Genomic DNA, 24,331 nt, shown 5'->3' on the forward strand with positions numbered 1-24,331 from the left:
GCCGGTGAATGCGATAAACAATTGTAATGGCATGCCGGCAAGGCGTATCAGAGGAAGGACTCTAATTGCCGGGGCGCATGGGCCATGCCGGGCACGAACGCCGCCAGCACTTCGCCCAGCTCGGCATTTGAATCCACCACACAAAAAGCGTCGTCAAACGCATGGTGCCGGTTCATGGGATTGCGCACGACGATGCATTCCAGCCCGGCCGCGTTGGCGGCGCGCAAGCCGCGCGGCGAGTCTTCCACGGCCACGCAGTCGGCGGCGGCCAGCCCCAGGCGCTGCAAGCCCAGCTGGTAGCCGTCGGGCGCCGGCTTGCTTTCGCCATACATTTCCCGCGTCAGCACGAAGTCGAAGTGGCCGAGCAAGCCCGTGGCAGCATGGCTGATGTCAAAGTGCTGCGCATACGCGCTGGTGACGACGCCCATCGCCACATGCGGGCGCAGCGCCGCCAGCACTGGCCCGATGCCGGGCATGGCCAGCTGGCGCGCCTGGCGCAGGCGTTGCGCAAACAGCACGGTGCGCTCGGCCCGCAGGCGTTCGACCAGCTCGATGGCGTGGCCCTGCCCCAGCAGCACATGCCAGGCGCCGTAGTTATTGTCCAGGAACCAGTCAAAGAATTGCTTCGGCGTCAGGTCTATGCCATAAGGCAAAAGCAAGTCGCGGTTGCTTTCGTAAAACAGCTGCTCGGTGTTGACCAGCACGCCATCGTTGTCCCACAGCACGCCCTGGATGGTTTTCATGGCTTGTTGTCGTTCAAAAACTTACTTGAAGAAGATATCGTAGGACAACTTGACGATCAGCAACACCAGCAACACGAGGAAGAGGATGCGCACGAAGGCGGCGCCGCGGCGCACGGCGATCCAGGTGCCCGTCAGCGCGCCCAGGATATTGCACACAGCCATCGGTGCGGCCACGGCGTACACCACGTGGCCGGCAGGGATGAAGAAGGCCAGCGCGGCCACGTTGGTGGCGATATTCACCAGTTTCGAGCAGGCCGAGGCGAGGATGAAATCGAAGCCGAAGACGCGGATGAACAGGAAAATCAGAAAGCTGCCCGTGCCCGGCCCGAACAGGCCGTCATAAAAGCCGATGGCGCCGCCGATGACGATGGCGAGGATGCGTTCGCGCGATCCGATGGGACGCGCTTCGCGCGTCGTGCCGAAATCCTTCTTGATGAAGGTGTAGATGGCCATGATGATGATCAATACCAGCACCATGGGGCGCACCACCTGTTGCGGCACGTAGGACACGGCGGCCGCGCCGATGAAGGACATGACGAAGGCGCTGGCCACGGCCGGCAGCACCAGCAGCCAGGGAATGTGCACCTTGCCGACAAACGAGCGGGCGGCAAACGTGGTGCCGCAGGCGGACGCCAGCTTGTTCGTGCCCAGCAAGGAGGTCGAGGCCATGTTCGGCATCAGGTTGAACAGGGCCGGCAGCTGGATCAGCCCGCCCCCGCCCACGGCGGCATCGATCAGGCCGGCAAAGAAGGCAAATAAACACAGCAGCGAGATGGTCAGCATGATAGGCAGTAAGGAATGGGCGACAGCGGCAGTATAGGCGCCGTGGATTTTTCCGGATGCAACTTCATATTGCGGAAAACGCAATCAGGCGTAACGCTTGACGGAATGCGCCCCATGCGGTCTACTGGCCTCTTTTGCCGGGAGCCGCACGATGTCGATGAAACTGATGTGGGAGATACGCGCCTTCTGCACCGTGGTCGAAAAGCGCAGCTTCATCCACGCGGCGCGCATGCTGGGACGCTCGCCGTCGGCCGTCACGCGCGCCATCCAGTTCCTCGAGGACGCCATCGGCGCCGAGCTGATCCTGCGCACGCAAAAGCAGTTCACCCTGACGACGGCCGGCGAAACGTATTACGCGTCGGCCAAGCACTTGCTGGAAACTCAAGCCGAGGCGGAAGACCAATTGGCGGAATTGAGCAACTCGCCGCAAGGCTGGGTGCGCCTCTCGGCACCGGAAATCCTGTCGCTGGGCTTCTTGCCGAAAGTGGTGGCGCAATTTTCGCGCGACTACCCGAATGTGTCGGTGGACATCCATTTCTCCGATAAATCCATCGACCCCATCCAGGAAAAGCTGGACTTCGCCATCCGCGGCGCGTTTCCCCAATCCAGCGAGCTGATCGGCTATCCCCTGTGGAATTACCGCCGCTACATGTATGCCTCGCCCGACTATATCGAGCGCATGGGCGCGCCCGGGGAACCGGAGGAACTGGCCGGCCACGACATCATCATGCACTCGGCCCCCCGCATCCTGCGCGACTGGCATTTCGTTTCCGGCGAGCGCAACGTGCGCTACCAGGTGCAACCGCGTTTCCGCTTCACCTCCGGCATCGCCACCTTCCAGGCGGCCCTGGAAGGCGCCGGCATCGTGCGTCTGGCCAGCTGGCTGGCGGAACCGGCCGTGGCAGCGGGCACCTTGCGGCGGGTCTGCACGGCATACCGTCTCACGTCGTCGAAGGAGCTGGACCCCAGCATCCACGCCGTGTATGGCACCTCGCGCATGGCCAAGGGGGCGCGGCTGTTTCTGGAGTATGTGCGGCAGCGGGGGCTGGAAATACCGGATGAACGTGTAATTTAAGGACTATTCCCGGACGATAGCATCGCTATACACGGCGAACTGCGCGCCATCGAAGGCAAAAGCGGCCACTTCGCGCATCCCCAGCCGTTCATGCGCGCGCAGCGAGCCTGGATTGTCGCGCCGGATGAATAGCACCGCTTCCTTGCCCGCATGCTGCTCGCGCATGGCAGAGTACAGCAGCGCCAGCAAACCCTGCCCCCGCTCCGAGTCCGCAATGCAGACGGGGCCGTACACATAGGCGTTGCCACTGCCCGCATACGCGGCCAGCATGGCCAATACCACGAGCGCCTGCGCAGCGGCTGGCGCCGCGCTGAACAACACGCCAACGACAGATCCGTCCGCTGCGCGCCGCGCCACGATGACGGGCGACGCGCCATCCGCCATGCTGGCCACCTTGTCGCGTGAAAACTCGCCCGTCAGACTGCCGCCCTGCGAGGGGGAATTGGCTTGCAGCAAGACTGTGATGGAGTCGATGTCGGCGGCCTGGGCCGTGCTGACAAGATAAGGATGGCTGGAATGGCGCAATCTGGACTCCTGGGACGATGTTGCGGGAGCGTAGCATGAAAGCGCTAGCGCCCATGCCAGTAACGCGGCCGGCTTGCCCGATACAAGGTCACGCCGATACCATCGCCAAACGCCAGCACCACCGCTCCTTCCACATCCGTGCGCAGCCGCGCAATCCCCATGTCCCCATAGCGCGCATACACTTGCGCCTTCGGATGCTTATAACGGTTCCTGTGTCCCACCTGGAAAATCGCCAGGGTCGGATGGACGGCGTTCAAGAACGCCTGTGTCGACGAGGTGCCGCTGCCGTGATGGGGCGCCAGCAATACGTCGGCGGCCAGGTCGCCCTCCGCCGAGCGCGCCAGCAATTGCACCTCTTGCGCCGCCTCGATGTCGCCGGCCAGCAGGATCGAGTGATTGCCTGCCGTGATTTTCACGGTGCAGCTGCGGGCGTTCGGCGTCAAGCCGATGTCCGTATGGCTGGCCGGCAGCGGGTGCAGCATGGCGAAGTGCACGCCTTCCCACGTCCAGCTCTGGCCCGCCATGCAGTGCAGATAGGGTTTGTGCAACGCCCGCCGCGCCTCGACGGCGGGATGGCCATCGAACAGCGACGAGGCCAGCCAGCCCACCTGCACGTTATCCAACAGAGACATGGCGCCGCCTGCGTGATCGAGGTCGCTGTGGGAAATGATCACGCCGTCCAGCTTGGCTATGCCGCGTGCGCGCAGATAAGGCACGATGACCCGGCTGGCGCCATCGGAATCGAGGCTGTAGGCGGGCCCCGTGTCGTACAGCATGCGGTGGCCGTGCGTTTCCACCAGCACGGCCATGCCCTGCCCCACGTCAAAGGCCGTCACCCACATGCCACCCGGTGGCGGACTGGACGGCAAGGCCGTCAGCAGCGGCAGCCAGCCCAGCATGCCCGCCCAGCGGTGCGGCCAGCCGCGTGGCGCCAGCAGCCAGGCCGTGCCAAACAATGCCCAGCAAAAACTCCACATTGGCGGCGCGGGCGCCGTCCACACGGCAAAGCGGCGCGCGCCCAGCCATTCGAGCACCTGCGCCAGCATCTGCACGATGGCGTGCGCCAGCAGCAGCAATCCGTCAGACAGGGGCGCTGGCAGCAGGCTGCCAGCCAGCGACAAAGGCGTGACGACCAGGCTGATGACGGGAATGGCCAGCGCATTGGCGACAGGCGACACGAGCGACACTTGCGAGAACAGCAGCATCGTCAACGGCACCAGCCCCACCGTCACCACATACTGCGTGTGCGCGCCCAGCGCCACGGCAGCACGCAAACGGCGCCAGCGTCCGGCCTGCGGCGGCATGGACGCCGTGGTGCGCCCTGCCGTTGCGTACAACATGGTGGCGACGGCGCCGAACGACAGCCAGAAGCCGGGCCACAGCACGGCCCACGGATCGAGCAGCACGACCACGCCCAGCGCCAAGCACAGGATATGGACGATGCTGGTGATACGTCCCAGCCACAGGGCCAGCGCCACCACCAGCAACATATACAAGGTGCGCTGCGCGGGCACGCCAAAGCCGGCCAGCAGCACATACAAAAATGCCGCCAGCGCGCCGGCCAGCGCCGCCACCTTTTGCGCCGGCAGCCGCAGTGGCAACTGCCAGCCGGTAAAAAACGAGCGCCGCCACAGCGTGCCGGCACCAAGCGCAAAGAGTCCCGCGATCATGGTAATGTGCAGACCGGATATCGAAATCAGATGGCTCACGCCAGTGCGGTTGAACACTTGCCAGTCCGACTGGGGAATCGCCCGCTGGTCGCCCACCACCAGCGCCACGATCACGCCCGCATACTGTTTTCCGTCCAGGCTGCGCACGATGCGCGCGCGCAATGCCGCCCGGCTGGCCTCCACCACGTTGCCGAAACCGGGCACGAAGGCGGCCAGGCGCACGTTCGGCGTATCGGCGCGCGGCTGGGGCCGCACATAGCCCGTGGCGCGCACGCCCTGCTCCAGCAGCCACGCCTCGTAGTCAAAACCCATCGGGTTCGCATTGCCGTGTGGACGCTGCAAGCGCACCGTCAGGCGCCAGCGTTCGCCCGGCTGCACGTCGCCCACCTCGTTCGTCACTTCATCACGAAAACCTGCGTACCAGGACAGGGCGATCAGGGGCGGCACCTTCGCCCCAACAGCCTTCTCCACGGCAAAATTGAAGCGCACGCCCTGCTCGAAGCGGTACGGCAGGCTGGCTACCGTACCCGTGACAACAATGTCCTGGCCTTCATCAGCCAGCGCAAGTTGCGGCGCCATGGCGGCCTGGGCCAGCCAGGCGGCCCAGTAAAAGCCCAGTCCCACGCCAGCGGCGAGCGCAACAGTGGAATGCAAGCAGGAACGCCAGCGCGCATGGCGGCACAGCAGCAGTGCCGCCAGCAGCGACACGCCAGCGGTCACCCACAGCAGCACGCCCCCGTACGGCGGCAAGCTTGCCTGCGTCTGCAACCAGGCGGCGCCAGCGGCAAAGCCGAGTATCAGGGTGCGCATGGGAGCTCGCTGCGAAAAGGGCTCAGCAACTGTGCCCCCTTTCCACTCTTTACCGTCTGATCTGGCGCAATGGTGCCCTGAATAAGAACGTTCAGTCACGCCATCCGGCACCACCGCTGGCGAAACTTTCCGCATGCTAAGATGGCCATCCGGCGCAAAGGCGCCACGACTTTGCGGATCTTGCATGACCCTACTGACAGCGGCCGAAACCTATTTACAGGACTTTCATCAAAGGCAAGTCGGCGTGACCAGCACCGCGTTTGGCCACCTGCCGGCCAGTTCCCCCGCCGGCAGCTGGGCCTCGTCCTACGACGTGCTGACCAGCCTGGTACCGACCGTGGACACGCCATTGAGCGTGCTCGACCTGGCCTGCGGCGACGGCCATCTGCTGGGCTTGCTGGCAGCCAGGCGGCAGTCCCGGCTGCAACTGCTCGGCGTCGACATGAGCGAGGCTGAACTGGCCGCTGCGCGCGCCGCCCTGCCCCCGTCCGTGCATCTGCTGCAAGGCCGGGGCCAGGCTCTCGACCTGCCATCGGGCAGCGTCGATTATCTCGTCTCGCACATGGCGCTGATGCTGATGGACGACATCGAACAAGTCATGCGTGAAATCCGCCGCGTGTTGCGCCACGGCGGCCAGTTCGCGGCCATCGTCGGCCGGACGTTCTTGCTGGGCGAAGTGAACGACATTTTCATGCGCGTGTTCAAGCCGGTCGCCAGCACCGGGCTGCCGCCGCTGCGCTTCGGCGATCGCCGCACGGGCTCCGAAGCCGGCTGGCGGGAACTGCTCGATGCCGGTTTCGCAGACGTTGAAGTCGACGACATCGATGTCCCATGGACGCCCACGCCGGGCGAACTGTGGACGGCCCTGCTGGACACCTACGATATCGACCGCCTGGACGATGACGCCAGGCAGCGCCTGCGCGAGGCGTTCCTGGATGCCGTAGCGCATCTGCAAGACAGCGAAGGCAAGATCGCCACGGGCTGGGGCCTGCGCCTGGTGCGCGCGCGTACCGCCTGAACATGCAAGCACCAGGCCCGGCCATCACCGGTCGCCCCCCATCGACGGTATAATCGGCCTCGCTTACTTCAACACCCAGGCACGACATGACTTCCTCCGCACTTCCTCCCGATACTTCCACCGACATTTCCGACAGCAGCGAAGACAATAACGATGCCACCCTGGTAGCGGAACTGGGGGAACTGGCCGAGCATATCCGCCTCGTGAAGATGGAAGGCCGCGTCTTCGTGCGCTTTTCCGGCGTGGTCAAGGCGGGCCATCTGGTGGTGCCGTATGCGCTGGTACCAAGCCAGGGCGTGCTGGCGCGGCCGGCCAAGTGGCGCAAGATGGACCGCGAAACCAAGCTGGCACTGGTGCGCGAACGGGCCAGCGCGGCCGTCTTCGAGGAACTGCGCCAGCATGTGATCGATTTCGTCGCCGATATCGCGGGACTGAGCGAAGACGTCGACACGGACCCGATGGTTTTCCTGCATACCCTGGCCGACATGCAGACGTCGGAGCCGGCCGGCATGGTGTTCGACCGCATCCGCCAGCGTTTCAATCACGCCATCGAGCGCCAGCAGGAAGAACAGCACGCGGCGCGCACGCGCCAGAGCATCAACCTGGCCGAGTATCCGGCCTCGTTCGAGATGGCGCGCCGCCTGCCGCGCCGCTTCATCGCCTTGCTGGGCCCCACCAATTCCGGCAAGACGCACCGCGCCATGGAAGCGCTGGTGAAGGCAAAGAGCGGCATTTATCTTGCGCCATTGCGCTTGCTGGCCCTGGAAAACTACGAACGCCTGCAGGAAGCCGCGCCGCATGGCAAGCCGCTGGCCGTGAGCCTGATCACGGGCGAGGAGCGCAGGGTCGTCGACGGCGCCACGCACGTGGCCAGCACGGTGGAAATGCTGGACACGAAAACCGTCGTGGAAGTGGCCGTCATCGATGAAATCCAGATGCTGGCCGACCCGGACCGGGGCGCCGCGTGGACGGCCGCCGTCTGCGGCGCGCCCGCCCACACCGTCTATCTGGTGGGGGCACCCGAAGCGCGGCGCGCCATCGAGGCGCTGGCCGAGCGCCTGGACTGCCCGCTGGAAGTGCACGTACTCAAACGCATGGCGCCCCTGTCGATGGAGCCGACCGCCGTGCGCAAGGTGCGCAACCTGCGCCGCGGCGACGCCGTCATCGCCTTTTCCCGCCGCGAAGTGCTGATGTGGCGCGACATGATCACGGAAACGGGGCTGTCGGTGGCCACCGTCTACGGCAACCTGTCGCCCGAAGTGCGGCGCGCGCAGGCGCAGCGCTTCCGCGACGGCACGGCCGATATCGTCGTCGGCACGGATGCGCTGGCGATGGGCTTGAACATGCCGATCGCGCGCATCGTCATGACCACCTGCGTCAAATACAATGGCCGCGAAGAGGAAGAGATTTCAGCCGCGCTGGCGCGCCAGATCGCCGGACGCGCGGGCCGCTACGGCGTGCATGAAGAGGGCCTTGTGGCGGGCTACGACAACGAAACGCATGAAGTGATGCGCGCCCTGCTGAAGGAAAAGCTGCATCCGCTGAACACCAGCGGCTTTGCCGTGGCGCCGTCGCTCGAACATCTGCACCGCATTTCGTCCGTGACGGGCGAACTGTCGCTGTCAAAACTGCTGCGCCGCTTCATCCACAATATCGACGTGCCGGACGGCTTTTTCTTCCCCCGCATCACGGAAGACCAGAAGGAGCGCGCCGTCTGGCTCGACACCCTGCCCCTGTCCGTGGCCGACAAGTTCACCCTGTCGCTGGTGCCGATATCGAGCAAGGTGCCGTCCTTGCAAACGGCGTGGGAGCACTGGGCGAAGAATCTGTCGCAGGGAAAAACGAGCACCTTGCGCCAGCACGCGTACGGCGGCGGCACGCAGAATCTGCAGCAGGTGGAAGACACCTGCCGCTACTATTCCGCGTATGCCTGGCTCAGCTACCGCCTGCCCGAGTTCTTCCCCGATATCGCCGTCGCGCAAAACCTGTCGCGCGATGCGTCGGAGCGGGTCGACTCCATCCTGCGCGCGCACAATGCGGCTTCGCGCGGACGGTCGAAGAAGTTCAAATAAGCCTCAACCGAGCGGCCAGAACCAGACCTCGCCACAATCCCAGTAGCATTCGGTGCCGCACACCTTCACGCCGATGGACGGCAGCAGGATGTCGATATGGCCGCCCGCGCCGCCCAGGTAGCCGGGAATGCGGAAGAAGGCGACCAGGCCCTGGCGCTGGCCGATGCCGGCCATGGCGGCATCCCGGCTGAATTTTTCGGGCGCGCCGAACATCGAGGGGCTGGCCAGCATGTGCGCCAGCTTGGCCTGTCCCGGCTCGATCAGCGCGCCCCTGAACGGTCCCTTGCGGATGGCCATGCGGCCTCTGACCTGGACGCCGGCCTTGATCAGGGCCAGGCTGACGCGGATGGCGCAGGTGTTGGCAAAGCTGTCCTTGCCGATCAAGTCTTCCCAGCCGATTTCGCGGAACAGGGCTGCCTGGTCGACGGCCGCCACGCTCGAGTAATTTTCACGCAGATTGATGAATGCAGGTTTCACGTCAACCTCCCGTTGCCCCTGGTCGCCAGGGCACATCAGGCAGATTGTAGGAGGATGCTGCAGCCCCGCACTGAGCGAAGTCAAGCGATCTGCATTACGGCTTGGCCACCGCGTAATGCAGTTTCAGCACCAGCCCATTATGGTCGTCGGCCATATAGATATCGCCATCCTGGCCCTGCTTCACGTCGACGGGCGCGCCCCTGCCCTGTTTGCCCTTGCGCTCCCAGTTGCTGATCAAGTCGACGGACTTGCCCATAGGCGCACCGGCCTTGTCGGGCAGCAGGGCCACCAGGCGGTGGCCGTTGCTGCGGTAGCCGTGGTAGCCGATGATCAGGCTATTTTTGTACAACGCAGGGAAGCGGCTGGCCGTGTAAAAAGTCATGCCCAGCGGGGCCGCATGGCCGGGCAGCAAACGCTCCGGCGCCGCATATTGGGCGTCGCAAGCCGTCTTCGGATATTCGGGACTGGCCACATTGTCGTCGTAGCAGTACGGCCAGCCGTAGTGCCGGTCTGCCTTGATCAAATTCAGTTCTTCGTGCGGCAGGTTCTCGTCGCTTTTCAGTTGCGGCATGGCGGCCTGGATGGCGTCGCGCGAGTTTTCCGCCTGCCACAGCTCGCCCGTCGCAGGGTGAAAAGCCAGCGCCATCGAATTGCGCAAGCCGCGCGCATGCGTGCGCCAGCTCGTCACCGTGCCGGCCGGCCAGGCCATCGTGTATTCGCGGATGGCGCCCAGCGCTTCCAGGCCCTCCGCCGAAGGACAAGCCTTGGCCGGGTCGGGCGCCTTGCCATCATTCTCGCAATGGTCGGTGCTGGAACCCACGTTCACATACAGGTCGCCCTTGGGGCTGAAGCGCATGTTCGTCAGCAGGTGCAAACCGAGGCCCGGCAGGCGCGGCGTCTTGGCCTTGCCGCCGATCACGTCGGTGAGGGTGCGCGTGGTGTCGCGCAGGTCGAAGCGGAAGATGCGCCCCACCTCGCCCACGTAGACCATGCCGTCCGGCCCCTGCACGATGCCGTTCGGCCGATCGAGCTTGTCGAGCAGCAGCTTGCGCTCGTAGCCGCCACCGGCCGCCTTGGGCTGCAACAGCCACAATTTACCCTGCTTTGGCGCCCATCCCGTCATATCCGTGACGAGGATATCGCCATTCGTCAGCGGCAGCACGCCACGGGGGAATTTCAGGCCGTCGGCCAGCACGGCCACGCAAAAGCCGGCCGGCGTGGCGACGTCGAGGCGCGGCATACCGTCGCACTGGGCGCTGGCCGTCGCCGCCATGGCGGGCGCCAACACGGTGGACATACAGGCTGCCAGGGCGCCCGCAAGCATTTTCTTGTTCATGGTCTCACTCCATCAGGGGTAGTCGGGGCATCACGGCGCGCGCATTGGCGCTGGTGGCAACGGCCACGTCGGCCAATGCCAGGCCGCGCAGCTCGGCCAGCACGGCGCCAATGCGCGGCAATTCTTCGGGGCTGTTGCGGCCCGGGTGGACCCAGCTTGGGGAAATGTCGGGTGCATCCGTCTCCAGCACGATGGATGCCAAAGGCAGGTCGGCGGCCATGCGGCGTATCTGCAGCGCGCGGGTAAACGTCATGGCGCCGCCGAAACCGAGCTTGAAACCGAGGTCGATATAGCCCTGCGCCTGCTGGAAGCTGCCGTTGAACGCGTGCGCGATGCCGCCGTTCGGGCGGATCTGGCGCGCGTGCTTGAGGACGATGTCCTGCGAGCGGCGCACGTGGGCCAGCACGGGCAAATCGAAGTCGCGGGCGATTCTCAGCTGCTCGCGCAAAAAATGCTCCTGCTTGACGCGCATGGCCGGCTCGCACAGCATGGGGATGAAGAAATCGAGGCCGATTTCGCCGATGGCGACAAAGCGCGGGTCGTTCATCGCCAGGGCCACGGCCTCGCGCAGGGCGATCAAATCGTCTTCCGTGGCGTGCGGCACGTAGATCGGGTGGATGCCCAGCGCATAGCAGGCGTTGGGCGCCGCAGACGCCAGGTCGCGCACGATGGCGAAATTGGCCCGTTCGACGGCGGGAATGACGATCATCGCCACGTCCTGCTGCTGCGCGCGCGCCGCCACCTGCAGCGATTCGCTGCCGAATTCATGCGCGTCAAGGTGGCAGTGCGTGTCGATCCACAGCATGGCGGCTCCTTAATATTGGTACGGCTGCAGCCCTTCGTCCGTCAGGCGCAGCACGCGGTCGCAGCGCTTGGCCAGCTCGATATCGTGCGTGACAATGACGAAGGCCGTGCCCAGGGTGCGCGACAATTCCAGCATCAGGTCGAAAATCTGTTCGGCCGTGGCGTGATCGAGGTTGCCCGTCGGTTCATCGGCCAGCACGCAGGCCGGCTGCGTGACGAGGGCGCGGGCCAGGGCCACGCGCTGGCGCTCGCCGCCCGACAACTCGCCCGGCGTGTGCGTGACGCGCTTGGCCAGGTTCACGCGCGTGAGGATCTGCTGCGCCAGCTCGCTGGCGGGCGCGCGCTTCATGCGCCGTATCATCAAAGGCATGGCGACGTTGTCCAGCGCGGAAAACTCGGGCAGCAGGTGGTGGAACTGGTAGACGAAGCCCAGCGAGGCGTTGCGCAAGTCGCCGCGCGCCTTTTCGCTGAGGGTGGCGAAGTCCTTGCCCAGCAGGGTCACCTTGCCGCTGGTGGGCGTATCGAGGCCGCCCAGCAGATGCAGCAGGGTCGATTTGCCGGAACCGGAGGCGCCGACGATGGCGACCCGCTCGCCGCGGTGGACGTCGATGTCGATGCCGGCCAGCACCTGCACCTTGTAGCTGCCCTGCGTAAAAGTCTTGCCCAGGCCGCGGCAGGAAAGCACGGCAGAATCGGCGGAAGCGCCATTGGAGGCAGGTTTGTTCAGATCGGTCATGGTCGTAGTCAGTGGTTTATTCATAGCGCAGGGCTTCCGCAGGTTTGACGCGGGCAGCCCACCAGCTTGGGTACAGGGTCGCCAAAAAGGCGAGGATCACGGCCAGCACGCCGATCTTGGTGACGTCGGGCCAGCGCAGGTCGGACGGCACGGTGCTGATGAAATAGATGTCCTTGGAGAGGAACTGCACGCCCAGCAAATGCTCGATGAAGGGCACGATGACGTCGATGTTCATGGCCACCAGCACGCCGCCGCCCACGCCCAGAATTGTGCCCAGGATGCCCACCAGCGCGCCCTGGATCATGAATATCTTCATGATGGAGCGGGGCGACGCGCCCAGGGTACGCAAAATCGCGATATCGGCCTGCTTGTCCGTCACCGTCATCACCAGGGTCGAGACCAGGTTGAAGGCGGCCACCGCGATGATCAGGGTCAGGATGATGAACATCATGCGCTTTTCCGTCTGCACGGCGGCGAACCAGTTGGCATTGAGCTTGGACCAGTCGCGCAGCCACAGGTCGCCCGGCATGGTTTTTTTCAGTTCCGCCGCCACTTGCGGCGCCTGGTTCATGTCGGCCAGGCGCAAACGCAGGCCGGACGGGCCATCGAGACGCAGCAGGCGCTGGCCGTCTTCGATATTGATGAAAGCCAGACCGGCGTCGAATTCATTGTGGCCCGCCTGGAAGATGCCGCTGACGGTAAAGCTGCGCATGCGCGGCAGTACGCCGGCCGGCGTGACCTGGCCTTGCGCCAGCATCAGCGTCACTTTTTCGCCGAGGTTGACGCGCAGGGCGCGCGCCAGCTCGATGCCCAGCACGATATTGAAGGTGCCAGGCTGCAGGGCCTTGAAGCTGCCCATGCGCGTCTGGCCGGCCACGTCGGAAACGTTCGGCTCTTCCTCGGGCAGCACGCCGCGCACGATGGCGGGGCGCAGCGCATCGTCGCGCAGCAGCATGCCCTGCGTTTCCACGAACGGCGCGGCGCCCTTCACGGCCGGGTTTTTAAAAGCTTGCGCCGCTTCGGCGCGCCAGTCCGGCATGCTGCCGCTATTGTCGAACACTTCCACGTGGGCCAGCACGGACAGCATGCGGTCCGTCACCTCCTTCTGGAAGCCGTTCATCACGGACAGCACGACGATCAGCGCCGCCACGCCCAGGCCGATGCCGGCCATGGAAATGAGGGAGATGAAGGAGATAAAACTGTTGCGGCCACTGCGCTTGCCGGCCCGCGTGTAGCGCAAGCCAACCAGCCATTCGAAGGGCAGATTCTTGAAAATACTCATTGTTCAGGCGGTCTTTATCGTTTCTTGATGTGTTATTCGTAGCGTAGCGCCTCGGCCGGCTTGACACGCGCGGCGCGCCAGCTCGGGTAGATGGTCGCCACCAGCGCCAGGCCAAAGGCGATCAGGCCGATCTGCGCCACGTCCAGCCAATGCACGTCCGACGGCACGGCGCTGATCTGGTAGATTTCCTTGGAAATGAAATGCAGGCCGAAGATGCCTTCGATGAAAGGCACGATGACGCCCACGTTCAGCGCCAGCACGACGCCGCCGATCACGCCCAAAGCACTCCCCAGCAAGCCCACCAGCGCGCCCTGGATCATGAAAATCTTCATGATGGAGAACGGCGAGGCGCCCAAGGTGCGCAGAATGGCGATGTCCGCCTGCTTGTCGGTGACCGACATCACCAGGGTCGAGACGAGGTTGAACGCGGCCACGGCGATGATCATGCTGAGGATGATGAACATCATGTTCTTCTGGCTTTGCACCAGCGCATACCAGCTGGCACTGGCGCGCGACCAGTCGCGCATCCACAGCTGGCCCGGCATCGAGGCTTTCAGTTCGCGCGCCACCTGCGGCGCCTGGTTCATGTCGTGCAGGCGCAAGCGCAGGCCGGACGGGCCATCGAGCTGCAGCAGCTGCTCCGCGTCCTGCATGTTCACGAAGGCCAGGCTGCCATCGAGTTCATTGTGACCGGCCTCGAAGATGCCGGCGACCTTGAGCGCGCGCATGCGCGGCATGACGATGCCATTGGCCGGGTCGCCCGCCCTCGGCTCGCGTTCCAGCATCAGGGTGACGTTCTGCCCCACTTTCACATCGAGGGCCTTGGCCAGGTCGATGCCCAGCACGATGTTATAGGAACCTGGCGTGAGATCCTTGAAACTGCCCTGCTTCATCTGGGAGGCCACGCTGGAGACGGTGGCTTCCTGCTGCGGCAGCACGCCGCGCACGACGGACGGACGCATGGTTTCGTCGTTCAGCAGCATGCCCTGGGTTTCCACGAACGGCGACACGGCCTTCACTTGCGGGTTGGCGTAGGCGGCGCGCTCCTGCGCCTGCCAGTTCGGCATGGAGCCGCTGGTATCGAACACCTCGACATGGGCCAGCACCGACATCAGGCGGTCAGTGACTTCCTTCTGGAAGCCGTTCATGACGGACAGGACGACGATCAGGGCGGCCACGCCCAGGCCGATGCCGGCCACGGAAATGAGGGAGATGAAGGAAATGAAGCTGTTGCGGCCACTGCGTTTCCCGGCGCGCGTATAGCGCACGCCGACCTGCCACTCGAAGGGAAATTGTTTGATGATGCTCATGCGCTCCCGCGACAACGATGATATGCGAGCGCGCAGTGTGCCACACAATGGGCATTTCATGCATCAAGTCTGCGTGAAACAGCGCACGCCGGCCCTATTTTTCCTCCTGCGCCAGGCCGAACACGGCCAGCAGCTGCCCCGCCAGCGCATATTGGCGCATCTGCGCCAGGGTCAGACGGTGCAGCTGGTCGATGCGCCGCTGCTGCACCGTGAAATAGCTGTCGCGCGTCTGGATGACCTGCTGCAGGTTGCGCCGTCCCGCCTCGTACTGGATGGTCCCGCCGCGCACGACGAAGGCCAACTTCCTTTCCTGCTCGTCGAGCAGGGCCAGGGTGCGCTGCGCATTGGCGATGCGCGGCAGCATGCTGGCCAGGTCGGCGCGCGTGCCCTGCTCGGCGCGCGCCACGTCCGCATCGGCCGCCTGGGCGCGGCTGATGCTCTCGTCGCGCTGCGCCAGGCTGCCGCCGCCGAGCGGGAATTCCCAGCTCACGCCCACCGACCAGCCCCGCTGCTGGATGGTCGAGGGCGGCGGCGTGGTCTTGTTATTGAGCAGATGGCTGACGTTCAGGTCCACTTTCGGCGCCAGGGTGGCCGCCACGCCGCGCACGCGCAGCTGGGCCGCCGCCGCCCGCTCGCGCGCGGCGCGCAACTGCGCCTGCTGCGTATCGGCGTTTTCCAGGGCTTGCGCCGGCAGCGGCGCAAAGGCGAAATCGGCAAACTGCGCCACCGGCTCGAAGGCCAGCGCCTCGAGCTTGATGCGCGCCGCCTGCTGGTCCGTCAGCAAGCCGTCGTGCACCAGTTCCGCGTCCAGCTGCGAACTTTGCGCCAGTTCGCGGTCCACTTCCGACGATTTGCCCAGTTCCGCCTGGCGCGTCACCTGCCGCACCAGCTGCGTCACGTCGCGCAGGCGTTCCTGCGATTGCATCAGGCTGCGTTCCAGGCGCTGCATGTCGAAATACGCTTCGGCCAGTTTTTCCGCGCTTTCCGCGCGTGCCCGCTCCACGTCGAAGGCGGCGCCCGCCATTTCGCGCTCGGCCGCATCGAGTTCGGCGCGGTCGGCGCCGCCGTTGTACACATTCCAGCGCACGCTCGCTTCCACCTGGTGCGTGCGCCGTTCCACGTCCAGCGCGCCATCGAGGTCATTGCTGCGCCCCCGCGTCGCCTGCAGCGCCGCAGTCGGGAACAGGCGAGAGCGGGCCTGCTTGTAGCGCGCTTCGGTGGTGGCCAGCGCCGCCTGCGCCGCGATCACCTGCGGGTCGCGCGGCACGGCGCGCGCCAGCAAGGCGGGCAAGCCGCGCGTGGACTGCGCCTGGAAAGTGGCCGGCGGTGCCGGTTGGGCCACCGCGTTTGCGCAGGCGAATGCCATGCAAAGTAAAAAAGCACGCATCAGCGCTCCTGCAGGGAAGACTGCAAGCCGCGCAGCACGGGCTTGAACACATATTGCAGCACCGAGCGGCGCCCCGTCAGGATGCCCACGTCGACGGGCATGCCAGGCGTAATCGGCAGCACCTTGCCGTGCGCCGTCAACTGGCTGCGGTCGGTACTCAGCTGCACCTCGAAATACGGCTCGTTGCGTTCATCGGGAATCGCATCGGCGCCCACGCGCACCACCTGCGCCTGCATGCGTCCATAGGTGGTGGCGTCATACGCCAGCACATTGGCCGAAGCGCGCTGCCCCACGTGGATAAATCCGATGTCCGACGGTTTCACGCGCACGGAAATCAGCATTTCCGAATCGGCGGGCACGATTTCCAGGATAGGTTTGCCCGGCTGCGCCACGCCGCCGACCGTCGCCACCAGCACGCGGTTGACGACACCGTCGACGGGCGCCGTCACATCGCGCCGGCTCACCTGGTCCTGCTGACCTTTCACGGTGCTGGCCAGGGCTCCCGCCTTGGTTTCATATTCGCTGCGCTGGGCGCCCCACTGGCCGCGCATGCGCGCTTCCACTTCGCCGGCCTGCGCCTGCGCCTCGGCCAGGGTGGCCGCCAGGCGCGGCACGGAAGCGCGCAGGCTGTCGAGTTCCGTGCGCTGCTGCTGCACGCGCTGCTGCGCATTCAGGTAGTCGCCGCGCGAACCGGCGCCCTCCTTGAACAGGCGCTCCTCGATCGACAGGCTTTCCAGCGCGATCTTCAGGCCCGTATCGAGTTGCGCGATGCGGCTGTGCGCCTCGGCCAACTCGCCGCGCCGCCGCGTCACGCCTTCGCGCGCGGCCGCCGTGGCCGACGCGAACTCGCGCTGGCCATCGCGCCACAACTGCGTTTCCTTGGCGATCAGCTCGGGCGCCTCTTTCTGCCATTCCGGTGCAAACCGGGGAGTACCGCCGGAAAGCAGCGCATCGAGGCGCGCCCTGCCCGCCAGCGCGGCCAGGCGATTCTGCACGCTGGCGCCCAGGTTGGCCTCGTACTGGGCCGTGTCCAGGCGCAGCAGCAAGTCGCCGCGGCGCACGCGCTGGCCCGGCTTCACCAGCATTTCGCGCACGATGCCCCCTTCCAGGCTTTGCACTTCCTGCAGGTGCGACGGCGGCGTGATGGCGCCGCGTCCATTCACGGACACGTCGAGCTGGGCGAAGGTGGCCCAGGCCAGCACCAGCACCAGCAATACGGCGATCAGCGCCAGCATGCGCATGACGATGCGCTGCGGTTCGCGTTCCGGGTCCGGGTGGGCCGCCGGCAGCAGACGGGCGTTCAGGGCGCTCATGCCGTGGCTCCCTGTTCCACCGCAGGCTTGGCTGCCTGGCTATTGAGCACGCGCATGACCTCATCGCGCGGGCCGTCGGCCACGATGCGCCCCTTGTCGAAGACGATCAGGCGGTCCACCAGCGCCAGCATGGCCATGCGGTGCGTGACGAGCACGATGGTCGTATCCTTTAATGTACGCAGGCGGGCGATCAGGCGCTGCTCGGTGGCCGGGTCGAACATGCTGCTCGGCTCATCGAGCAGCAGCATGGGCGGCTTCACGAGCAAGGCGCGGGCCATGGCCACGGCTTGGCGCTGGCCGCCGGACAGGCGTTCGCCCCGTTCGCCCACTTCCGTCGCCACGCCGTTGGGCAGCTGGGTGATGATGTCATCGAGGCAGGCCAGGCGGATGGCATCGAGCAGGGCCGCATCGTCGGGCTGGCTGCGTCCCAGTTCGATGTTTTCGCGCAGGGTGCCGTGGAACAGGGTCACGTCCTGCGGCACGTAGCCGATCTGGCGGCGCAGGCTCAAAGGCTCCAGCTGGGTGCTGGACAGGTCGTCGAACAGTACGCTGCCGCTTTGCGGACCATACTGGTTCAGCAGCAAGCGCAGCAGGGTGCTCTTGCCGGAACCGAGCTTGCCGATCACGCCGACCCGTTCGCCGGGACGGATGTGCAGGTTCAGTTTATCCAGCAGCGGCGGCGAATTCGGGTAGGCAAAGCCCACGTCGCGGAACTCGATGCGCCCCGACAGGGGGGGCGCCTGCAGGCTGGCCACGTCGTCATCGGTCGGCGCTTCCATGATCTTGTTCAGCGCATGATAGGACAGCTTGGTCTGTTCCCAGCGGATGATCAGGCCCGCGATCTGGCTCACGGGCGCCAGGGCGCGTCCCGTCAGCATGCTCACGGCGATGATCTGGCCCAGGGTCAGCAGGTGTTCGCCCATCAGCAAGGCGCCCGTGGCCACCACGGCCACGCCGGATAGGGCCAGCACGGCCGTGTTGATGTAGTTGACGCGACTGACGATTTCGCGCGTCTCGACGCTGTTGGCGGCGATGGCCACCGTCAGGCTTTCCCATTTGCGCCGGCTCCACGCTTCGGCGCCCAGCGCCTTGATGGTGTCGAGGCCATTCATGGTTTCAAACAGGTGTGCCGTGCGCTGCGCGCTTTCCTGCATCGAGGCGGCCACGTGGCGCGCCAGGGCGGCGCGCGAGGCAAAGGCCACCAGCAGCAGGATCGGAATGACGGCCAGCGGCACGAGCACCAGCCAGCCGCCGACAAAGGCGATGACCAGCAGGAACAGCAGCAGGAACGGCAAGTCGCCCAGGGTCGTCAGGGTGGTCGAGGCAAAGAATTCGCGCACGGATTCGAAATCGCGCACGGTATTGGCCAAAGTCCCCCCGGAAGCGGGACGGCTGGCCGCGCGCAGGCGCAGACACTGGGCGAAGATGTTCGACGACAGCGCCACGTCCATACGGCGCGACGCCGTTTCCACCAGTTCGCCGCGCAGCAGGCGCAGAGCCAGTTCGAAGCCCGTCAGCACCACCACGGCAATGGTCAGCACCCACAGGCTGGACGTGGCATTGTTCGGGATCACGCGGTCATACACGGCCATCGCATAGAATGGCACCAGCGCGCCGATGACGTTCAGCACCAGCGTGCCCAGCAGGGCCCAGCGAAATACCCAGCGGTTGCGGTTGAAGACATCCCAGAACCAGCGTCCCGCCACGGGCATGCTGTAGAGCAAGCTGCGCTGGTCGAAAAACATCACGGGCCGCACGGCCACCCAGCGCCCGGCGGGCACTTCCCGGGCCAGCGCGGCCGCATCGAGCCAGGAGGTGCCGGCGATGCCGGGCACGTGGCATTCATATTTACCATCGGCAATGCTCAGCACCACCAGCGCCTGCCCTTCCCCATTGAGCAGCAAGGCCGGCATTTCCGTCGGACGGCGCGGCTTGTCCATGGGCAGCGCGGTGCCGGCCAGGCTGGCATGGCTGAGCGCCTGGTCGAGAAAATCGGCGGCGGCCGGGTCGCCATGCGCGGTCACGCTGGCGCGCAGGCGCTCGGCTTGCACGCCGGTGCCAAGAAGGCAGGCCAGGAAGACGATGGCGTCGGCAAGCGTGTCAGCGCAGGCGGTGGATGGGGAAGCGTCGACGGCGGCGTGCGCGGCAGAAGGTGGCGTCATGATGAGCTCAAATCCGATCTCAGACAGTTGCAATGAACAGTGAGGAACTATTGTCAAGGTCGCGCAGTGGTGGTTTGCAGAAACATTGTGCCATAGTAATAACAGCTATTCAGAATGATGTTGTGAAAAAATAAAAACTGCGGTGCGTCTTGACGGACGCACCGCAGCAGAAACTACCAAGTCAATACCACTGCTGCCGATTTATACTGCGCCAGCCTTGCGACGGCGCGCCATGAAGCCCAGCAGGCCCAGGCCCGCGACCAGCATGGCCCAGGTTTGCGCTTCCGGCACCGGCGACACGCTGAGCAAGGTTTGCGAAGCCGGGTTGACGCTCGTCAAGCTCGTGTAGCTATACAGGTTCTGGATGGCGCCATTGCCCGTGGCAACGCCCAGCATGGCGTTGGCCTGGCTGACGACGGCATTGCTCAGGTTTTTGAAGCGCAGGTCGCCCGTCAGCAGGTTCGTGTTGTCGTTATTCAATTCCCACAGGGCCAGCTGGAAGGCGGCGGCGCTGTTGGCGCTGGTAGACACATTCGCGATGGACGAGGCGTAATACCCTTCATACAGGCGCTTGACGGAATCGCTGGCGGCAAAAGCGCCGCTGCTGTAGCTGTTCGAACTATTGCTCAGTGCGACATGGGGATCGAGGCAAAACGCCAGGAAAGTGTTGCTGTCGTATTTGACTTCCCACAAGGTCGGCGAGATGGCGTTGCCCGAGCCGAAGGCGCCGCCGGCAGCCGTAAACAGGCTGACGCTGTGCGAATCGACGACTTGCAGGTTGGACGCAGCCAGGGCGCTGCCGCTGGCGAGGGCGAACGTGGCTGCGGCGATGGCGCCGCGAACGAGCAGGTGCATGGATTGTTTCATGGTGGTTTCCCTATTTCTGTTATGTAAGATGTAAGTATGGAAAGCGCCGGCGCCCCGTGACGGGTGCGCCGGTGCGGCATTGCCGGGCAGGATTACGGCCCGGCAAGGGACATCAGGCAGCCATTTCCTGGGGCTGGGCATTCACATGGGCCATGGCGCGGCGCAAGGCTTCGGCCATCTCGCACTGGGCCTGGGCTTCGGCGGCCGGAGCCGCCGGGGCGGCAGCGACCGTGTTGACCGTGCCGTCCTGGCCCAGCACCACGTCGAGCGTGCTGTCGTCGCGCAGCAGGTCGGCCATGCTCGGCAAGGTGATGCCGGCCTTGGCCGCATCCTTGGCGTCGACGTTGAAATACACGTCAGTCATGTCGACCGTCTTGCCGTCGGCCAGGGTGGCGCTGCTGCGCTCGAGGTGCAGATTACTGTTGGCGTCGAGGAACGGCAGTTCCGTGTAGCTCACCGTCAGGCTGGCCACGCCGGCGTCGTGCAGCGACATCAGCTCGCCATCGTCCGTCACGCCATTGCTGTTGGCGTCGCGCCAGATGCGCAATTCGGCAAACTTGTCATCGTGCGCATCGACCACGCCGTCGCCGTTCGAGTCATAGCTGGACAGCTTGGCAAAGCCCGTGCCCTTCTCGTTGCCGCCGAACAGTTCCGAGATGTTGTCGATCTTGCCATTGCCATTGCTGTCGATGGCCAGCAAGCCGTCCTGAGCCGAGACCCAGCCCGTCTGGATGGCGCTGCCCGTGCCCAGCAAGTCGAAGCTGCCGTGGAAGTCGGCGCGGGCGATCGTGTGCACGCCGTCACCGTTGAGGTCGATCACGATGGGCGTGATGGCCGCATCCCAGCTCATGTCGTTCTGGCCCGAGGCCAGCTTCAGGATATCCGTGTACACCACGTTGGCCAGGGTGCCGTTGCTGTTGACGTCCGAATCGATGTTGTCATTGCTGCCCACGTTCTTGGCGCCCCAGCGCCAGCTGTTCATGGCGTAACCGGCATGCATCACATTGCTCTTGTCGAATTTGAGCGAATAGCTGCCCGGATCGAGGTTGCTGAACAAATAGTTGCCGCTGGCATTCGTGTAGGTGGTAGCCAGCAAGGCGCCGCTGCCGGAGTACAACTGCACCTTGATGTTCGCGATGCCTGCCTCGTTGTAGTCCTGCACGCCATCATGGTCGGCGTCGCGCCATACCTTGTCGCCCAGGCTGGCCTTGCGGTAAATGCCCGCATCCCAGCTCATGTCGTTCTGGCCGGCGGCCAGGTTGATCAGGCCGGAACGCCCCGTGCTCGTATCGACGTCGGAATCGGCCGTGTCGCTGCCCACATTGGCCTTGGTGTAATAGAAACCCGATGGACGGACGACTTCCACCTTGTAGCCGCCGGCGACCAGCTTGTCGAACAGATAATTGCCACTGGCATTCGTCGTTGTCGTGGCGATGATCTGATTACTGGCATTGAGCAGGTTGACCTTCACGCCCGCCACGCCCAGTTCGCCCGCATCCTGCACGCCGTTGTAGTTATTGTCTTCCCACACGCGGTCGCCGATACTGCCGGTGACAGGCGCGCATTTGACCAGGCCGGCATCCCACTCCAGCTGGACATCGCCCGATTTCAGCGCGATCCAGGTAGTGGTGAGGCCGGTGGCCGGATTGACATCCGAATCGGTGGCGTAGCCGCCCACATCCGCCTTGGTGAAGGTATAGCCGGCCGGTGGCACGAAGCCCAGATAGTAATTGCCGGGGACCAGGTTGCTGAACAGGTAGTTGCCGCTGGCATCCGTGGTGGCGCTGGCCACCACGGCACCCGAGGCGTTGTACAGATTGACTTTCACGCCGCCGACACCCGCTTCGCCCGCATCCTGCGTGCCGTTGCCGTTGGCGTCAAACCACACGCGGTCGCCAATGGCAGCCGTTTTGTACAAGCCCGCATCCAGATCCTTGTAGTTCTGGCCGGCGGCAACCGTCACCAGGCCGCTCTGGCCTGCGGCATTGATGTCGCTGTCGAGCGCATCATTGCCGCCCGCGTCCTTGACCGTGGTCAAATAGCCTGGCGGCGCGACGACGGCGATCGAATACGTACCCGGATCGACATTGAAGTTGTAATAGCCGGTGGCGTCCGTCAAGGTCGAGCCGATCACGCTGCCGGCCGCGTTTTTCAGCTGCACCGTGACGCCGCCGATGCCGGCTTCGCCCGCATCCTGCACGCCGTTCAAGTTGGCATCATGCCAGACGCGGTCGCCCAGGGAGGCCGGCAGCGCAACGATGCCCGCATCCAGGCTATGGTTGCTGTCACCGGAAGCAAGCAGCACTTGCGCCGTCTTGCCATCGATGGCGCTGGCATCGGAATCGCGCTGGTCGTCGCCGCCCTGGTCCTGGCCCGTAAAAGCGTAGCCGGCTGGCAAGGTGGTTTTATCGAACTGCACGCTGTAGGCGCCCGGCTTCAGATTCGTGAACAAATAGTTGCCATTCGCATCCGTGACGAGCGGGCTGCCGACGGCGTTGCCCGACGCATCGAGCAAGGTTACTTTCACACCTGCGGCGCCCGCTTCACCCGCATCCTGCACGCCATTCTTGTTGGTATCGAACCAGACCCGGTCGCCCAGCTCGGCCGTGCGGTACAGGCCCGCATCGAGGGTCAGGTTGGTCTCGCCCGGCGCCAGGGTGACGGGCGCCATCTTGCCGCTGGCATCGATATTGCTGTCCTTGCCCGTATCGCCGCCCTGGTTCGCTGCCGTCGGCACATAGCCGGCGGGCGCCACCAAGGTCACCGAATAGGTGCCCGGATTGACGTCGAAGTGGTAGCCGCCGGTCGCGTCCGTCGTGGTGGAGGCCACCACATTGCCGGCCGTATCCTTGAGTTGCACGACTACATTGGCGATGCCCGCCTCGCCCGCGTCCTGCACGCCGTTGGCATTCTTGTCTTCCCACACGAAATCGCCCAGGTGGGCCATCGGCACCTTGAAGGTCAGGTAATGGGGCGCCAGGCTCAGGTCTTGCGCATTGCAGCCTTCCGTGCCGCCATCATCGCGCACCTTGAAACCGAGGTCGAAGTCGCCGGCGACGGTCTGGCTCGGCACGAAGACCAGGTGGCCTGCGCGGATATCGTCGATGGAAATCTCCGTGCCCACCGCAACGGCCACGCCATTCAGCAAAACCTGGCCCGCCGTGGTGGTATTGGTGATGACGACGGACTTGAAGCCGTTGTTCTCGACGTCGTCGTGGAAGCCGAAATCGCTTTCGCTCAGCACGACGCTGGCGCCGTCGACCAGGGTGAAGGTCTTGTCGGCCGCATCGGGCGCGTCATTGACGGGATCGATGATGACTTGCAGGCTCAGCTGGACGATGTCGCCATTGCCCTTGTCGATCGTTACCTGGATGGTCGAGAAGCTGCCGTTGTAGTTGGCGGCCCAGTCGCCGGGACGCACGTACACGGTGTCCGCGTCGAGCATGCCGAACAGCGGCGTGTTCTCCGTCGATTCCGTATCGTCCGGCAACAAAACCGTAAAATTCTTGATATTCAGTTCGCCTTGCACCGAGTAGCCGGCCTGGATCAGCAGGTCGCGGATATCGAAATTCTTGTTGATGTCTTCGCAGACGTGGACCGTGGTCGACAGGTTGTACGTAGTCATGCGGCCTCCTGACGGCATGCCACGGCGGCGGCAGGAGCGGAAATACGGGGGGCCAGGGCGCAATCAGCCTGGCCGCGCAAAGCGGCGAATGTATACATAGGTGGGCTTCCAAGAAAGAACTTGTTTAAAAAATGAAGCCGGCAGATCTTGTATACAGTTTCGAGGGACACAGGAGCCAGACGACGCAACCACGCAGCAGGGGGTGATTGTATTTCTGATATTTAAGTTGTCGCAATTATATCCAATATATTTTTAAAAGCAAATTAATTTCCATCAGCGCTGATAAAATTTTTATAATTTTTGTGCATTTCCAGCGCCGCCGCCGCTGCCGTCGCG

At 64.7% G+C, this 24,331-nt stretch carries 18 protein-coding genes; 3 read left to right on the forward strand and 15 right to left on the reverse strand.

Features of this window, described 5'->3' with window-relative positions; all coding sequences use genetic code 11:
- Positions 1-47: 47 nt before the first annotated feature.
- On the reverse strand, positions 48-743 hold the full coding sequence (locus CSQ92_RS09095) for an HAD family hydrolase (protein ID WP_099393922.1): 696 nt from the start codon (positions 741-743) through the stop codon (positions 48-50).
- 21 nt (positions 744-764) lie between these two features.
- Positions 765-1,526 carry a sulfite exporter TauE/SafE family protein gene (locus CSQ92_RS09100; RefSeq protein WP_034784407.1) on the reverse strand — a complete coding sequence of 254 codons (762 nt, stop codon included), beginning with the start codon at positions 1,524-1,526 and terminating at the stop codon, positions 765-767.
- 151 nt (positions 1,527-1,677) lie between these two features.
- On the opposite strand from CSQ92_RS09100, the gene CSQ92_RS09105 reads away from it, so the two are divergent.
- Positions 1,678-2,601, forward strand: a complete 924-nt coding sequence (locus CSQ92_RS09105) for a LysR family transcriptional regulator (RefSeq protein WP_099393923.1) — start codon at positions 1,678-1,680, stop codon at positions 2,599-2,601.
- 3 nt (positions 2,602-2,604) lie between these two features.
- Here the strand turns inward: CSQ92_RS09105 and CSQ92_RS09110 are convergent, their stop codons facing one another.
- Entirely contained in the window at positions 2,605-3,126 is a 522-nt protein-coding gene (locus CSQ92_RS09110) for a GNAT family N-acetyltransferase (RefSeq protein WP_099393924.1), read from the reverse strand.
- A 44-nt stretch (positions 3,127-3,170) separates the two neighbouring features.
- Positions 3,171-5,606 (reverse strand): DNA internalization-related competence protein ComEC/Rec2, encoded by a 2,436-nt coding sequence (locus CSQ92_RS09115; RefSeq protein WP_099393925.1) that lies wholly within the window; start codon positions 5,604-5,606, stop codon positions 3,171-3,173.
- A gap of 184 nt (positions 5,607-5,790) precedes the next feature.
- Between CSQ92_RS09115 and CSQ92_RS09120 the strand changes: the two genes are divergently transcribed.
- Together CSQ92_RS09120 and CSQ92_RS09125 are read left to right on the forward strand one after the other, a co-directional pair.
- Positions 5,791-6,624 carry a class I SAM-dependent methyltransferase gene (locus CSQ92_RS09120; protein ID WP_099393926.1) on the forward strand — a complete coding sequence of 278 codons (834 nt, stop codon included), beginning with the start codon at positions 5,791-5,793 and terminating at the stop codon, positions 6,622-6,624.
- An 86-nt stretch (positions 6,625-6,710) separates the two neighbouring features.
- Positions 6,711-8,696: a helicase-related protein gene (locus tag CSQ92_RS09125; protein ID WP_099388027.1), complete on the forward strand. Its 1,986-nt coding sequence runs from the start codon at positions 6,711-6,713 to the stop codon at positions 8,694-8,696.
- Between the two features lie 3 nt (positions 8,697-8,699).
- Here CSQ92_RS09125 and CSQ92_RS09130 read toward each other — a convergent pair whose 3' ends face one another.
- From CSQ92_RS09130 to CSQ92_RS09180, 11 genes are all read right to left on the reverse strand, one after another.
- Positions 8,700-9,173: a T6SS effector amidase Tae4 family protein gene (locus CSQ92_RS09130; protein ID WP_070254202.1), complete on the reverse strand. Its 474-nt coding sequence runs from the start codon at positions 9,171-9,173 to the stop codon at positions 8,700-8,702.
- Between the two features lie 94 nt (positions 9,174-9,267).
- Positions 9,268-10,509, reverse strand: a complete 1,242-nt coding sequence (locus tag CSQ92_RS09135; RefSeq protein ID WP_099393928.1) for a PQQ-dependent sugar dehydrogenase — start codon at positions 10,507-10,509, stop codon at positions 9,268-9,270.
- 4 nt (positions 10,510-10,513) lie between these two features.
- The gene (locus tag CSQ92_RS09140) at positions 10,514-11,311 is read right to left on the reverse strand and encodes a TatD family hydrolase (protein WP_099394643.1); all 798 of its coding nucleotides are present in this window, start codon (positions 11,309-11,311) and stop codon (positions 10,514-10,516) included.
- 12 nt (positions 11,312-11,323) lie between these two features.
- The gene (gene lolD, locus CSQ92_RS09145) at positions 11,324-12,049 is read right to left on the reverse strand and encodes a lipoprotein-releasing ABC transporter ATP-binding protein LolD (RefSeq protein ID WP_099393929.1); all 726 of its coding nucleotides are present in this window, start codon (positions 12,047-12,049) and stop codon (positions 11,324-11,326) included.
- A gap of 16 nt (positions 12,050-12,065) precedes the next feature.
- The gene (locus CSQ92_RS09150; protein WP_034788539.1) at positions 12,066-13,331 is read right to left on the reverse strand and encodes a lipoprotein-releasing ABC transporter permease subunit; all 1,266 of its coding nucleotides are present in this window, start codon (positions 13,329-13,331) and stop codon (positions 12,066-12,068) included.
- A gap of 32 nt (positions 13,332-13,363) precedes the next feature.
- Positions 13,364-14,641 carry a lipoprotein-releasing ABC transporter permease subunit gene (locus tag CSQ92_RS09155; protein WP_034788543.1) on the reverse strand — a complete coding sequence of 426 codons (1,278 nt, stop codon included), beginning with the start codon at positions 14,639-14,641 and terminating at the stop codon, positions 13,364-13,366.
- A 94-nt stretch (positions 14,642-14,735) separates the two neighbouring features.
- Positions 14,736-16,028, reverse strand: coding sequence for a TolC family protein (locus CSQ92_RS09160; protein WP_230521295.1), 1,293 nt, complete (start codon positions 16,026-16,028; stop codon positions 14,736-14,738).
- A complete protein-coding gene (locus CSQ92_RS09165) occupies positions 16,028-17,341 on the reverse strand; it encodes an HlyD family type I secretion periplasmic adaptor subunit (protein ID WP_099393930.1) in 1,314 nt (437 codons plus the stop codon). The genes CSQ92_RS09160 and CSQ92_RS09165 overlap by 1 nt, the downstream gene beginning before the upstream one ends.
- Complete coding sequence (locus tag CSQ92_RS09170) at positions 17,338-19,503, reverse strand: type I secretion system permease/ATPase (RefSeq protein ID WP_257219175.1); 2,166 nt, start codon at positions 19,501-19,503, stop codon at positions 17,338-17,340. Before CSQ92_RS09170 ends, CSQ92_RS09165 begins: the two co-directional genes overlap by 4 nt.
- A gap of 201 nt (positions 19,504-19,704) precedes the next feature.
- Positions 19,705-20,370, reverse strand: a complete 666-nt coding sequence (locus CSQ92_RS09175) for a PEP-CTERM sorting domain-containing protein (protein ID WP_070254198.1) — start codon at positions 20,368-20,370, stop codon at positions 19,705-19,707.
- 112 nt (positions 20,371-20,482) lie between these two features.
- Complete coding sequence (locus tag CSQ92_RS09180) at positions 20,483-23,995, reverse strand: SdrD B-like domain-containing protein (protein WP_180276974.1); 3,513 nt, start codon at positions 23,993-23,995, stop codon at positions 20,483-20,485.
- Between the last annotated feature and the right edge of the window lie 336 nt (positions 23,996-24,331).

This window comes from Janthinobacterium sp. BJB446, assembly GCF_002735655.1.
Taxonomy (GTDB): domain Bacteria; phylum Pseudomonadota; class Gammaproteobacteria; order Burkholderiales; family Burkholderiaceae_D; genus Janthinobacterium; species Janthinobacterium lividum.

Excerpts from the sequence above, each read along its gene's own strand:
- CSQ92_RS09095 (WP_099393922.1), bottom strand. The coding sequence starts at position 743 with ATGAAAACCATCCAGGGCGTGCTGTGGGACAACGATGGCGTGCTGGTC.
- CSQ92_RS09100 (WP_034784407.1), bottom strand. The coding sequence starts at position 1,526 with ATGCTGACCATCTCGCTGCTGTGTTTATTTGCCTTCTTTGCCGGCCTG.
- CSQ92_RS09105 (WP_099393923.1), top strand. The coding sequence starts at position 1,678 with ATGTCGATGAAACTGATGTGGGAGATACGCGCCTTCTGCACCGTGGTC.
- CSQ92_RS09115 (WP_099393925.1), bottom strand. The coding sequence starts at position 5,606 with ATGCGCACCCTGATACTCGGCTTTGCCGCTGGCGCCGCCTGGTTGCAG.
- CSQ92_RS09120 (WP_099393926.1), top strand. The coding sequence starts at position 5,791 with ATGACCCTACTGACAGCGGCCGAAACCTATTTACAGGACTTTCATCAA.
- CSQ92_RS09125 (WP_099388027.1), top strand. The coding sequence starts at position 6,711 with ATGACTTCCTCCGCACTTCCTCCCGATACTTCCACCGACATTTCCGAC.
- CSQ92_RS09135 (WP_099393928.1), bottom strand. The coding sequence starts at position 10,509 with ATGAACAAGAAAATGCTTGCGGGCGCCCTGGCAGCCTGTATGTCCACC.
- lolD (WP_099393929.1), bottom strand. The coding sequence starts at position 12,049 with ATGACCGATCTGAACAAACCTGCCTCCAATGGCGCTTCCGCCGATTCT.
- CSQ92_RS09150 (WP_034788539.1), bottom strand. The coding sequence starts at position 13,331 with ATGAGTATTTTCAAGAATCTGCCCTTCGAATGGCTGGTTGGCTTGCGC.
- CSQ92_RS09155 (WP_034788543.1), bottom strand. The coding sequence starts at position 14,641 with ATGAGCATCATCAAACAATTTCCCTTCGAGTGGCAGGTCGGCGTGCGC.
- CSQ92_RS09160 (WP_230521295.1), bottom strand. The coding sequence starts at position 16,028 with ATGCGTGCTTTTTTACTTTGCATGGCATTCGCCTGCGCAAACGCGGTG.
- CSQ92_RS09165 (WP_099393930.1), bottom strand. The coding sequence starts at position 17,341 with ATGAGCGCCCTGAACGCCCGTCTGCTGCCGGCGGCCCACCCGGACCCG.
- CSQ92_RS09170 (WP_257219175.1), bottom strand. The coding sequence starts at position 19,503 with ATGACGCCACCTTCTGCCGCGCACGCCGCCGTCGACGCTTCCCCATCC.
- CSQ92_RS09175 (WP_070254198.1), bottom strand. The coding sequence starts at position 20,370 with ATGAAACAATCCATGCACCTGCTCGTTCGCGGCGCCATCGCCGCAGCC.
- CSQ92_RS09180 (WP_180276974.1), bottom strand. The coding sequence starts at position 23,995 with ATGACTACGTACAACCTGTCGACCACGGTCCACGTCTGCGAAGACATC.